This is a genomic window from Pseudomonas sp. BTN1, from assembly GCF_001907715.1.
GTDB classification, from domain to species: domain Bacteria; phylum Pseudomonadota; class Gammaproteobacteria; order Pseudomonadales; family Pseudomonadaceae; genus Aquipseudomonas; species Aquipseudomonas paracarnis.
Map to the genome: position 1 here is coordinate 12,898 of NZ_MPBM01000050.1, position 11,767 is coordinate 24,664.

Genomic DNA, 11,767 nt, shown 5'->3' on the forward strand with positions numbered 1-11,767 from the left:
TGCCCATGACCACTCTCACCGTGATTCGCCCTCGCCCCGAAGATGTAGAAGGCCAGCCTATCCTGCGACCCCTGCCCTCGCGTGAATGCCGCAGCGTCGGGCCCTTTGTGTTTTTCGACCACATGCTGCCGACCCGCTACGCACCGGGTAACGGCATGAATATCCGCCAGCATCCCCATATCGGCCTGTCCACCCTTACTTACCTGTTTGAAGGCGTCTTGCAGCATAAGGACAGCCTTGGCTCGGACCAGGTGGTGCAAGCCGGCGATGTCAGCTGGATGACCGCCGGCAGCGCGATTGCCCACGTCGAGCGCACACCTGAAGCGGTCAAGGCCAGTGGCTTCAACCTGCATGGCCTGCAGGTATGGCTGGCCTCGCCCAAGGACCACGAGACCGGGCCGGGACACTACAGCCATCACCCAGCGGCGAGCTTGCCGAAAAGCGATAACCTCGGCGTGCAGGTGCGTTTGATCGCCGGTGATGGTTTTTGCCTCAGGTCACCGGTGCCGGTACTGTCGCCGACGCTGTATGCCGAGGTACAGATGCAAACCGCCACCACCCTGTTGATTCCTGATGAACATGAGGAACGTGCGGTGTATGTGCTGGAGGGTGAGGTGCAGTTGGACGGTGAAGCCCTGGAGGTCAACAGCTTGGTGGTATTGCCGACTGGGCAGGAGATGACCCTGTATGCCGAGAGTGATTGCCACCTGATGGTATTTGGCGGGGCGCCGCTGGATGGGCCACGGCGGATCAACTGGAATTTTGTGGCGAGTGATCCGGCGGTGATCGAGCAGGCGAGACAGCGTTGGGCGGCCGGGGATTGGCCCACCGTGCCGGGGGAGTCAGAAAGAATCGAGTTGCCTGTGAAATAGCTATCGCAGGCAAGCCAGCTCCCACATTTGATGGGTATACACATTTTAGAATGTAGGAGCTGGCTTGCCTGCGATGGCGTCCGATCAGGCGCTGAGAAATCAGCCCTTGAACACTTCATCCAACAAGTTATGCATCGACTGGAAAGCCCGTGCAGCGGTCTTGGCGTCGTACATCATCTTGCCTGGCACATTGGCATGGGGGTCGGTGAAGGAATGCACCGCACCGCCGTAGCTGAGCAACTGCCAATCCACACCCGCCGCGTTCATTTCATCTTCGAACGCCGGCAGTTGCTCTTTGGGCACCAACGGGTCCGAGGCGCCATGCAGCACCAGCACTGACCCCTTGATGTTCTTCGCATCCGCCGGGTTCGGTGTATCCAGGGTGCCATGGAACGACACGGCAGCCTTCAGCGGCGCGCCGGTACGGGCCAGCTCCAGGGAGCAGCAACCGCCAAAGCAGAAGCCGAAGGTGGCCAGTTTCGAGGTGTCCACTGCTGCCTCAGTCTGGCCTTGCAGTTGCTCTAACGCTGCTTGCATGCGCTTGTTCAGCAACGGGCGATCATTCTTCAACGGCATCATCGCCGCGCCCGCTTCATCGCCATTTGAAGGACGTACGTTTTGCCCGTAGAGGTCGGCAATCAACACCACGTAGCCTTTGCCGGCAACGGCCTTCGCGATCTCTTCGGCCCCCACACTCACGCCCATCCAGTTCGGCGCCATCAGCAGTCCCGGCAACGGGCCCTTGTGGCTGGCATCGAACGCCAGACGGCTTTCATAAGACTGGCCATCAATCTGATAGACCACGGAACGTACAGTGACTTGGCTCATCATTTTCCCCAATTCAGATGGATTGACGATGCTCCCTGTAGGAGCGAGCTTGCTCGCGAAGAACGTCAACGATAACGCGCAAATGCTGAATGAACGCGGTGATCTCACGTTTTTCGCGAGCAAGCTCGCTCCTACAGTAGAGCCAGAACGAAAAAACCCGCCGAAGCGGGTTTTTCTACAACGGTGTTAAACCGACAATTCAACCAACAGCTTGTTCAGTCGGCGCACATACGCGGCCGGGTCCTTCAAGCTGTCGCCGGCTGCCAGGGCGGCCTGGTCGAAGAGGATGTGCGACAGGTCACCAAACCGCTCTTCGCTCTGCTCGCCATCGAGTTTCTCGATCAGCGGGTGAGACGGGTTGAATTCGAAGATCGGCTTGGAATCCGGCACTTTCTGGCCGCTGGCTTCCAGGATCTGGCGCATCTGCATGCCCAGGTCCTGCTCGCCGATGGCCAGGATCGCAGGAGAGTCGGTCAGGCGGTGGGAAACCCGCACTTCACTCACCGCTTCGCCCAGGGAAGCCTTGATGCGCTCAACCAGGCCCTCTTTGGACTTGGCGACTTCTTCGGCTTCCTTCTTCTCTTCTTCGGAGTCCAGGTTCCCCAGGTCCAGGTCACCACGGGCCACGTCGACGAAGGTTTTGCCGTCGAACTCGGTGAGGTAGCTCATCAGCCACTCATCGATACGGTCGGTCAGCAGCAGCACTTCGATGCCTTTCTTGCGGAAGACTTCCAGGTGCGGGCTGTTCTTGACCTGGGCGTAGGTTTCGCCGGTCAGGTAGTAGATCTTGTCCTGACCTTCCTTGGCACGTGCCAGGTAGTCAGCCAGGGACACAACCTGCTCGCCGTCTTCACCCTGAGTCGAGGCAAAACGCAGCAAACCGGCGATTTTTTCCTTGTTGGCAAAATCTTCCGCCGGGCCTTCTTTCATGACCTGGCCGAAGTTTTTCCAGAAGCTCTTGTATTGCTCAGGCTCGTTCTTCGCCAGCTTTTCCAACATGTCGAGTACGCGCTTGGTGAGCGCCGACTTCATGGAGTCGATGATCGGGTCTTTCTGCAGGATTTCCCGCGACACGTTCAGCGACAGGTCGTTGGAGTCGACCACACCTTTGATAAAGCGCAGGTAAAGTGGCAGGAAGGATTCCGCCTGGTCCATTACGAACACGCGCTGCACGTAGAGCTTCAGGCCTTTTGGCGCTTCACGCTGGTACAGGTCGAACGGAGCACGGGCCGGTACGTAGAGCAGCGAGCTGTATTCGAGCTTGCCTTCAACCTTGTTGTGGCTCCAGCTCAGCGGGTTCTCGTAGTCGTGGCCGATGTGCTTGTAGAACTCCTGGTATTCCTCGTCCTTGATCTCGGTACGCGGACGGGTCCACAGGGCGCTGGCGCGGTTGACGGTTTCCCACTCTACCGCCGGGGCTTCTTCGCCTTCGGCAACGGTCTGTTCCTTGGGCAACTCGATCGGCAACGCGATGTGGTCGGAGTACTTCTTGATGATGTTGCGCAGGCGCCAGCCATCGGCGAATTCATCTTCACCGGCTTTCAGGTGCAGCACGATGCGCGTGCCACGGTCAGCCTTGTCGATCGTGGCGATTTCGAATTCGCCTTCGCCCTTGGAAGCCCAGTGCACGCCTTCGCTGGCGTCAAGGCCGGCGCGGCGGCTGAATACTTCAACCTTGTCGGCGACGATGAAGGCCGAATAGAAGCCCACGCCGAATTGGCCGATCAGGTGAGAGTCTTTTTTCTGGTCGCCCGACAGGTTCTTCATGAAATCTGCGGTGCCGGACTTGGCGATGGTCCCCAGGTGGGTGATCGCATCGTCACGGCTCATGCCGATACCGTTGTCTTCGAGGGTGACGGTCTTGGCGTCTTTGTCGTAGCTCACACGGATCTTCAGTTCCGCGCCGCCTTCCAGCAACTCAGGCTTGGACAGGGCTTCGAAACGTAATTTGTCGACAGCGTCAGAGGCGTTCGAGATCAATTCGCGAAGGAAAATTTCCTTGTTGGAATACAGCGAATGGATCATGAGGTGCAGCAGTTGCTTCACCTCGGTCTGGAAGCCCAGGGTTTCCTTTTGAGTTTCCACACTCATGGTCATCAAACTCCAATTGGATGGCAGTGGCCGCGCCCGAAAGGGTTGGCGGCGGGTTGTCATCAAAGTTGGGGGCTCAGGCCAGGATTTCAAGGGCGGGCCAATTCCTCAATCTTGAAATGTGCGCGGGCGGTGGCAATCGGTTCGGCCGGTGTGCTCTGCCAGGCGGTAATCGCCACGTTGGCCACGCGCCGGCCCTGGCGCCATACCTGGCACTTGGCATAGGTGTCACGAAACTGGCCGGCGCGCAGATAATCCAGGGAGAAGTCGATGATTTTCGGCAGGCCCGGAGCGCCCGTGAACACCATCAGATGCAGGGCGGCTGCCAACTCCATGAAGCCGGCGATCACCCCGCCATGCAACGCCGGCAATATGGGGTTACCAATATTGTCCTTGCTGGCCGGCAGGCGAAACAGCAACTCATCCCCCAGCCGGGTGCATTCGATGCCGATCAACCTGGCATAAGGCACCAACTCGAGCAGCGCGTCACAGTCGCCACGATCGAGGGCTTGCTCCAGACGGGTCTTGAACCGATGCGTCATGCCTGCTCTCCCTTGATGACCGTGCCCAAGCCTTGGGTGCCTTTGAGGCGCTTGCCCATGCGCATAAACGTGCCCACCACATGGGCAATAGGTTGTTGCGGGTCATCCTGATAGGCAACGCCACGGGTGAAGATCACATCGGTGGTCACCCGGTAGCATTGCGCGAAGCCATACACCGGCTTATGGGGTTCGGCGGGATGCATGTAGTCGATACGCAGGTCCAGGGTGGGGCACACCTCGAACTCGGGCAGTACGCACAGGGTTGCCATGCCGCACGCGGTGTCCATCAATGAGGTCAGCGCGCCGCCGTGGATCACCCCGCTCAGGGGGTCACCGACGATATGCGGCCCATAAGGCAGTACGAGGGTCATGCCCTCCTCGCTGGCTTCATGCACCGTCACGCCCAGCACATGGCAATGGCGCAGGGCCGAAACGAAGCGCACGGCACGCTCTAACAAAGGGTTTTCGGTCATTGTTTTTAGACTCTTATTAGTGTGAATTCGGCGGATTGGAATGACTGGGTAAAGTTCCTGTACGAAACATGCTATATATCTGTGGGACATAAGGAACTAATGCTGGCCCCTTGGGTTCGAAAGGCCAGTAGATATCTTCAATAAGGAGAAACACCCCATGCGTAAGACATTAGCTATTTCCATGATGCTGGCCGCTGCTCTCGGTCTGGCTGCCTGCGACAAGAAATCCGAAGACAAAGCCCAAGATGCCGCTGCACACTCTGAGCAAGCACAGCAAGACATGGCTAAAGCACAGGATAAAGTGAACGACGCTGCGAAAGAAAACGCTGAAGCTGCCAAAGCTCAGGCCGAATCGAACGAAGCTGCTGCAAAAGAAGCTGCACCTGCCGCACCTGCAGAACCTGCCAAGCAGTAATCGCAGGGTTTAAAGCAGTATTGCAGCAAAAGAAAGCCCGCTGATTAAAGCGGGCTTTTCTTTGTCTGCGATTTGCTTGCAGCGCTACTGTGCGCCGTCTTTTACAACGTCGGCTCCCGGCATATCGGTCGGGGTATACACCATCACCTGCAATACATCGGAATGGAACTCGCGGCGGTACAGCACCAGCACCACCCCGCTACTCATCAACATGAACAACCAGGGGCTGACAAACCAGGCCAGCATGGTCATGCCGAAGTAATAGGCGCGCAGGCCAAAGTTGAACTGGTTGGCCGCCATCGAAATCACTCGCGCCGCCCGCAAAGCAAACGCCTTGCGCTCCTGCTCTGACACGTGCCGTTCACCGATCATGGGCGCCGAGCCCACCAGCACCGCCGCGAAGTTGTACTGGCGCATGCACCAGCTGAAGGTGAAAAAGGCATAGACGAACACCAGTGCCAGGCACAGCAATTTGATCTCCGACATGCCCTGGGATGCCTGCTGCACCATGGGAATGTCCGCCAGCAGTGACACTGCGCGTTCCGAAGCCCCCAGCACCGTGAGAATACCGGCGAGGATGATCAAGGTGCTGGAGGCAAAGAACGAGGCATTGCGCTCCAGGTTACCGATCACACTGGCGTCGGCGATACGGTTGTCGCGCAGCAGCATGCGGCGCATCCAGTCTTCACGGTACAGGTGCAACACACTGGCCAGGCACGCCGTGTCCCGGGCTTTCCACGTTGCGTAACGGGTGTAGCCGCCCCAGCAGATGACAAACCAGAGTGCTGCAAGCAGATGAACTTGATTGATTTCGACAAACGACATGTAGGTCCTTGTACAGGGTAGCCATGGTGAAAACGCGGTCAAACTGTGGGAGCGGGCTTGCTCGCGAATGCGGTGTGCCAGCTGCATATTAGTTTGCTGACACACCGCATTCGCGAGCAAGCCCGCTCCCACATTACCGGTTCACAAGTTTAGAAATATGTAACCTCATACGCAAAAAAAAAGCCCCGTATCGTTTGATACGGGGCATTTCAGTAGAGCTCAACCGCGCGTTACGCGATGGCTTCGCTGCGCTTACCCAGCATACGGTCAATCACCACGGCCACGACCAGCGTCATCACCGACGGCACCAGCCACGCCAGGCCTTGTTCGCTCAACGGCAGGTTTACCAGTTGCGTAGGCATCCAACCCGCCAGGCCCGCACCCTTGAGTGCGTCGATGCAGCCAAAGATGAACGACACCAGCATCACCGGGCCGACAATACGGCCCTGTTCCTGCCAGAACCCTTTGCAGAAGCTCAAGGCCACCAACACGATGCATGGCGGGTAGATCGCGGTCAGCACCGGGATCGAGAAGGCAATGAGTTTGGTCAAGCCCAAGTTGGACACAAACAGCGAGAACAGTGCCAGGATCACCACCAGGGTCTTGTAGGACAGCGGCAGGATCTTGCTGAAGTACTCGGCGCAGGCACAGGTCAGGCCCACGGCGGTCACCAGGCATGCCAGGGAAATCAGCACGGCGAGGAAACCACTGCCCAGGGAGCCGAACGTGTATTGCACATAGGCGTGCAGTACCGCCGCGCCATTGCTGGCACCCGCGGCCACGGCATGGCTGCCCGAACCCAGGCGGAACAGGCTGACGTACACCAGTGCCAGGCCCACGCCGGCAATCAGCCCGGCAATGATCGCGTAGCGGGTGATCAGCTTGGGTGACTCGACGCCACGGGAGCGAATCGCGTTGACGATCACGATGCCGAACACCAAGGCGCCCAGGGTATCCATGGTCAGGTAACCATTAATAAAGCCTTGGGAGAACGGCGCGGCAACGTATTCCGGCGTGGCAACCCCCACCTCACCGGCGGGCAAGGCAAACGCAGCGATGCCGAGAATAGCCAGGGCGATGATTTTCAGCGGCGCCAGGAAACGGCCCACGGTGTCCAGCAGTCGACCTGGGTACAGGGAGACAAAGAACACCACCAGGAAATACACCGAGCTGTAGAGGAACAGTGCCAACGGGCTCTCACCGGTCAAGGGCGCCAGGCCCACTTCAAACGATACTGTTGCGGTGCGCGGGGTCGCAAACAGCGGGCCCACTGCCAGGTAGGCCGCTGCCGCCAGCAGGCCACCGGCGATCTTGCCAATCGGGCTGCTCAGCGCATCCATGCCACCACCGACCTTGGCCAGGGCGATCACAGTGACCACCGGCAAACCGACCGCGGTGATCAGAAAGCCCAGCGCCGCCATCCAGACATGCGGCCCGGACTGCAAACCAACGATAGGCGGGAAGATGATGTTGCCGGCGCCCACGAACAGGGCAAAGGTCATAAAGCCCAGCGCCAGGATATCCTGGCTTTTCAACACTTTCATTTGAGGAAATACCACACTACTGAATCGGAATTTAGAGAGGGCTTCCCTATGGATGAGGGAAATGCTGCCGGCCCTTGTGGGGACCGACCGGTCTAGCGCGCAGCTTCCTTTTGGGACGCGGACGCATAAAGAGGCGGCTAGAGTACAGAATTAGGCTGACAAACGCACTGTTGCGGGGCGGACTGTCCGATAAGCGACATTTCAATGTCGCGTTTTCATACTTAATTGGGCAATACAGAACCCTGTGGGCGCTGGCTTGCCTGCGATGGCATCGACTCGGTTTGGCTGATGCACCCAGTTGTCTGTATCGCAGGCAAGCCAGCTCCCACATTGAACCGAGCACATTCGTCAATCTGGCTATATCCAGAAAGCACAAAGGCCACCCGAAGGTGGCCTTTGTGTGGTGAAGCGTCAGCTAAGCGCGAGGCTTACTTGACAGCCCAACCGGTCAGCTCGGCCAGGGCCTTGCCGATGTCTGCCAGCGAACGCACGGTTTTAACGCCTGCGTCTTGCAGTGCAGCGAATTTCTCGTCTGCAGTGCCTTTGCCGCCAGAGATGATTGCGCCAGCATGGCCCATGCGCTTGCCCGCAGGGGCAGTCACACCAGCGATGTAGGAAACAACCGGCTTGGTCACGTGTGCCTTGATGTAGGCAGCCGCTTCTTCTTCAGCCGAACCGCCGATCTCACCGATCATTACGATCGCTTCGGTCTTCGGGTCTTCCTGGAACAGCTTCAGGATGTCGATGAAGTTGGAGCCTGGGATCGGGTCACCGCCGATGCCGACGCAAGTCGACTGACCGAAACCGGCGTCAGTGGTTTGCTTGACAGCTTCATAGGTCAGGGTGCCGGAACGGGAAACGATACCGACTTTACCTGGCAAGTGAATGTGACCTGGCATGATGCCGATCTTGCATTCGCCTGGGGTGATCACGCCTGGGCAGTTAGGGCCGATCAGGACTACGCCCAGTTCGTCGCACTTAACTTTAGCGTCCAGCATGTCCAGTGTAGGAATGCCTTCGGTGATGCAGACGATCAGCTTGATGCCGCCGAATGCCGCTTCCAGGATCGAGTCCTTGCAGAAAGGAGCTGGAACGTAGATCACGCTGGCGGTGGCGCCAGTGGCTTCTACTGCTTCTTTCACGGTGTTGAACACGGGCAGGCCCAGGTGCTCGGTGCCGCCTTTGCCTGGAGTTACGCCGCCAACCATCTGGGTGCCGTATTCGATGGCTTGCTGGGTGTGGAAACTACCTTGCGAACCGGTAATACCCTGGCAGATAACTTTGGTGTCTTTATTGATCAGGACGCTCATTACTTGCCCTCCGCAGCTTTGACAACTTGTTGAGCAGCGTCGGTCAGGCTGGTAGCCGCGATGATGTTCAAACCGCTTTCTGCCAGTACTTTAGCGCCCAGTTCAGCGTTGTTACCTTCAAGGCGAACAACAACCGGGATTTTAACGCCGACTTCTTTCACTGCACCGATGATGCCTTCGGCAATCATGTCGCAACGAACGATGCCGCCGAAGATGTTGACCAGTACTGCAGCGACGTTGGAGTCGGACAGGATGATCTTGAACGCTTCGGTAACGCGTTCCTTGGTAGCGCCACCACCTACGTCGAGGAAGTTGGCTGGCTTGCCGCCATGCAGGTTGACGATGTCCATGGTACCCATGGCCAGGCCGGCACCGTTGACCATGCAGCCGATGTTGCCTTCCAGGGCTACGTAGTTCAGTTCGAACTTGGCAGCGTGCGCTTCGCGCGGATCGTCTTGCGACGGATCGTGGAAAGTCTTCAGCTTAGGCTGACGGTACATGGCGTTGGCGTCGATGTTGATCTTGGCATCGAGGCAGTGCAGATCGCCGTCAGCCTTGATCACCAGCGGGTTCACTTCCAGCAGGGCCAGATCGTGATCCTGGAACAGTTTGGCCAGACCTACGAAGATCTTGGCGAACTGGGCAACTTGCTTGCCTTCCAGGCCCAGCTGGAAAGCCAGTTCACGACCCTGGAATGGCTGAGCGCCAACCAGTGGATCGATAGTGGCCTTCAGAATTTTTTCTGGGGTTTCGTGAGCAATTTTCTCGATGTCCACGCCACCTTCGGTGGAAGCCATGAACACGATGCGACGGCTCGAACGGTCAACGACAGCGCCCAGGTACAGCTCTTTAGCGATATCAGTGCACGATTCAACCAGGATCTTGGTGACTGGTTGGCCATTGGCATCAGTCTGGTAAGTCACCAGACGCTTGCCCAGCCACTGCTGTGCGAAGGCCTTGGCGTCTTCTTTGCTGCGAACCAGCTTGACGCCGCCCGCTTTACCGCGACCACCGGCGTGGACCTGGGCTTTGACAACCCACTCGCTGCCGCCGATTTTGTCGCAAGCTTCTGCTGCTGCTTCCGGGGTGTCTACTGCGTAGCCCTTGGAAACTGGCAGGCCGTATTCAGCGAACAGCTGCTTACCCTGATACTCGTGAAGATTCATGCTTTTTACCGTCTTCGTTAGGTACTGCGCATTCGGCGCTGCGCTCATTATGAGTGCCGCGCCACCTGTGACTGCTGCTCGCGCAACTTGCGGGGCTTATGGCCCGTAAAGCTGCGCAAGGCTGCGTCCAGCGGATATTCCGCGGTGAGTCTTGCGCGCAAGGCTCACGACGGGCAACTCCGCCGTGGTTTCTTATTATCTCGCTTAGCGCTTCTTCTTGTTGGCAATGTGGATGGCGCCGCCATTCACTGCCAACGCAGCTTCGTGCAGCGCTTCGGACAGGGTCGGATGGGAGAAGACCATCATGCCCAAGTCCTCGGCACTGGTGCCGAATTCCATGCCGATCGCGCCTTGCTGAACCAGTTCTGCAGCGCTTGGGCCAATCACGTGGACGCCCAATACGCGGTCAGTCTTGGCATCAGCGATGACTTTGACAAAACCACCGGTGTCGTTGGCTGCCATGGCACGGCCAGAAGCGGCAAACGGGAAGGTGCCGACGTTAACTTCAACGCCTTCAGCTTTCAACTGCTGTTCGTTCTTGCCGACCCATGCAATTTCCGGGTGGGTGTAGATAACCGATGGGATCAGGTCGTAGTTCATCTGGGTCTTGTGACCCTTGATGCGCTCAACGACCATGATGCCCTCTTCGGAAGCCTTGTGGGCCAGCATCATGCCACGAACCACGTCGCCAATGGCATAGACGCCAGGCACGGTGGTGGCGCAATGATCGTCAACGTGGATGAAACCACGCTCGTCGATGTTCACGCCGCTGTCGGAAGCCAGCAAGTCGTTGGTCACTGGGCGGCGGCCCACGGCGACGATCAGCTTGTCGAAAGTGATGGTCTGCTCGCCGTCTTTATCGGTGTAGGTCACTACGACTTCTTCGCCGTTGACCTTGGAACCGGTAACACGGGCGCCGAGCTTGATGTCCAGACCTTGTTTGGTCAGGGTTTTCAGCGCTTCCTTGGACACCGCGGTGTCGGCAGCCAGCAGGAATGTATCCAGGGCTTCCAGCACGGTGACTTGAGCACCCAGGCGGGACCATACCGAACCCAGTTCCAAACCGATCACGCCAGCGCCGATGACGCCCAGACGCTTAGGCACAGCCTGGAATTCCAGGGCGCCGGTCGAATCAACGATCACGTTGTTATCAACAGGAGCAGGCGGAATGTCGATTGGACGCGAACCTGGCGCCAGGATCACGTTTTCGGCTTCGATGACTTCAACCGAACCGTCTGGCTTGGTGACTTCAACTTTCTTGCCGGCCAGCAGCTTGCCGTGGCCTTGAATCGAAGTAACGCCGTTGGCCTTGAACAAGGTCGCAACGCCGGAAGTCAGGCCTTTGACGATATTGGCTTTACGGCCGACCATTGCGGGTACGTCCATGGTCACGCCAGCATGGTTGATGCCGTGGATCGCAAAGCCGTCTTGGGCTTCGTGGAATTTCCAGGAGCTGTCCAGCAGCGCCTTGGACGGAATGCAACCCACGTTCAGGCAAGTACCGCCCAGCGCCAGTTTGCCTTCCTTGTCGGTGTATTTTTCGATGCAAGCAGTGGACAGGCCCAGTTGCGCAGCCTTGATGGCGGCAACATAGCCGCCAGGGCCTGCACCAATCACTACAACGTCAAATTTCTGTGTCATGAAAATAGATCCTCTATTTGCGACAAGCTTCTAGTCACACATTGCAAGCCAAGCTGCTTT

Annotated in this window: 11 protein-coding genes; 2 read left to right on the plus strand and 9 right to left on the minus strand. The window is 58.1% G+C overall.

The window, feature by feature from the left end:
* The first annotated feature begins 5 nt into the window (after positions 1-5).
* Positions 6-872 (plus strand): pirin family protein, encoded by an 867-nt coding sequence (locus BMH52_RS23540; protein ID WP_020301699.1) that lies wholly within the window; start codon positions 6-8, stop codon positions 870-872.
* A 99-nt stretch (positions 873-971) separates the two neighbouring features.
* On the opposite strand, the gene BMH52_RS23545 is transcribed toward BMH52_RS23540, so the two are convergent.
* The 4 genes from BMH52_RS23545 to BMH52_RS23560 form a co-directional block, all read right to left on the minus strand.
* Complete coding sequence (locus tag BMH52_RS23545) at positions 972-1,700, minus strand: dienelactone hydrolase family protein (protein ID WP_014717739.1); 729 nt, start codon at positions 1,698-1,700, stop codon at positions 972-974.
* A 186-nt stretch (positions 1,701-1,886) separates the two neighbouring features.
* Complete coding sequence (gene htpG / locus BMH52_RS23550; RefSeq protein WP_014717738.1) at positions 1,887-3,791, minus strand: molecular chaperone HtpG; 1,905 nt, start codon at positions 3,789-3,791, stop codon at positions 1,887-1,889.
* Positions 3,792-3,880: 89 nt separating this feature from the next.
* Positions 3,881-4,333, minus strand: coding sequence for a PaaI family thioesterase (locus BMH52_RS23555; RefSeq protein WP_014717737.1), 453 nt, complete (start codon positions 4,331-4,333; stop codon positions 3,881-3,883).
* Positions 4,330-4,806, minus strand: a complete 477-nt coding sequence (locus BMH52_RS23560) for a PaaI family thioesterase (RefSeq protein ID WP_020301697.1) — start codon at positions 4,804-4,806, stop codon at positions 4,330-4,332. The genes BMH52_RS23555 and BMH52_RS23560 overlap by 4 nt, the downstream gene beginning before the upstream one ends.
* Before the next feature lie 157 nt (positions 4,807-4,963).
* Here BMH52_RS23560 and BMH52_RS23565 point away from each other — a divergent pair, with 157 nt between their 5' ends.
* On the plus strand, positions 4,964-5,221 hold the full coding sequence (locus BMH52_RS23565) for a hypothetical protein (RefSeq protein ID WP_003190018.1): 258 nt from the start codon (positions 4,964-4,966) through the stop codon (positions 5,219-5,221).
* A gap of 84 nt (positions 5,222-5,305) precedes the next feature.
* Here the strand turns inward: BMH52_RS23565 and BMH52_RS23570 are convergent, their stop codons facing one another.
* The 5 genes from BMH52_RS23570 to lpdA all read right to left on the minus strand — a co-directional run bounded on the left by BMH52_RS23570 (position 5,306) and on the right by lpdA (position 11,707).
* Positions 5,306-6,046: a DUF599 domain-containing protein gene (locus tag BMH52_RS23570; protein WP_014717735.1), complete on the minus strand. Its 741-nt coding sequence runs from the start codon at positions 6,044-6,046 to the stop codon at positions 5,306-5,308.
* Positions 6,047-6,276: 230 nt separating this feature from the next.
* The gene (gene brnQ, locus BMH52_RS23575) at positions 6,277-7,590 is read right to left on the minus strand and encodes a branched-chain amino acid transport system II carrier protein (protein WP_003190014.1); all 1,314 of its coding nucleotides are present in this window, start codon (positions 7,588-7,590) and stop codon (positions 6,277-6,279) included.
* 428 nt (positions 7,591-8,018) lie between these two features.
* Positions 8,019-8,900 (minus strand): succinate--CoA ligase subunit alpha, encoded by an 882-nt coding sequence (gene sucD, locus BMH52_RS23580; protein WP_003190013.1) that lies wholly within the window; start codon positions 8,898-8,900, stop codon positions 8,019-8,021.
* Positions 8,900-10,066, minus strand: a complete 1,167-nt coding sequence (gene sucC / locus BMH52_RS23585; RefSeq protein ID WP_003190011.1) for an ADP-forming succinate--CoA ligase subunit beta — start codon at positions 10,064-10,066, stop codon at positions 8,900-8,902. Before sucC ends, sucD begins: the two co-directional genes overlap by 1 nt.
* A gap of 204 nt (positions 10,067-10,270) precedes the next feature.
* On the minus strand, positions 10,271-11,707 hold the full coding sequence (lpdA, locus tag BMH52_RS23590) for a dihydrolipoyl dehydrogenase (protein ID WP_014717733.1): 1,437 nt from the start codon (positions 11,705-11,707) through the stop codon (positions 10,271-10,273).
* Between the last annotated feature and the right edge of the window lie 60 nt (positions 11,708-11,767).

Bases quoted from the DNA above. Each gene is read 5' to 3' on its own strand.
- BMH52_RS23540 (WP_020301699.1), top strand. From the start codon at position 6: ATGACCACTCTCACCGTGATTCGCCCTCGCCCCGAAGATGTAGAAGGC.
- BMH52_RS23545 (WP_014717739.1), bottom strand. From the start codon at position 1,700: ATGAGCCAAGTCACTGTACGTTCCGTGGTCTATCAGATTGATGGCCAG.
- htpG (WP_014717738.1), bottom strand. From the start codon at position 3,791: ATGAGTGTGGAAACTCAAAAGGAAACCCTGGGCTTCCAGACCGAGGTG.
- BMH52_RS23555 (WP_014717737.1), bottom strand. From the start codon at position 4,333: ATGACGCATCGGTTCAAGACCCGTCTGGAGCAAGCCCTCGATCGTGGC.
- BMH52_RS23560 (WP_020301697.1), bottom strand. From the start codon at position 4,806: ATGACCGAAAACCCTTTGTTAGAGCGTGCCGTGCGCTTCGTTTCGGCC.
- BMH52_RS23565 (WP_003190018.1), top strand. From the start codon at position 4,964: ATGCGTAAGACATTAGCTATTTCCATGATGCTGGCCGCTGCTCTCGGT.
- BMH52_RS23570 (WP_014717735.1), bottom strand. From the start codon at position 6,046: ATGTCGTTTGTCGAAATCAATCAAGTTCATCTGCTTGCAGCACTCTGG.
- brnQ (WP_003190014.1), bottom strand. From the start codon at position 7,590: ATGAAAGTGTTGAAAAGCCAGGATATCCTGGCGCTGGGCTTTATGACC.
- sucD (WP_003190013.1), bottom strand. From the start codon at position 8,900: ATGAGCGTCCTGATCAATAAAGACACCAAAGTTATCTGCCAGGGTATT.
- sucC (WP_003190011.1), bottom strand. From the start codon at position 10,066: ATGAATCTTCACGAGTATCAGGGTAAGCAGCTGTTCGCTGAATACGGC.
- lpdA (WP_014717733.1), bottom strand. From the start codon at position 11,707: ATGACACAGAAATTTGACGTTGTAGTGATTGGTGCAGGCCCTGGCGGC.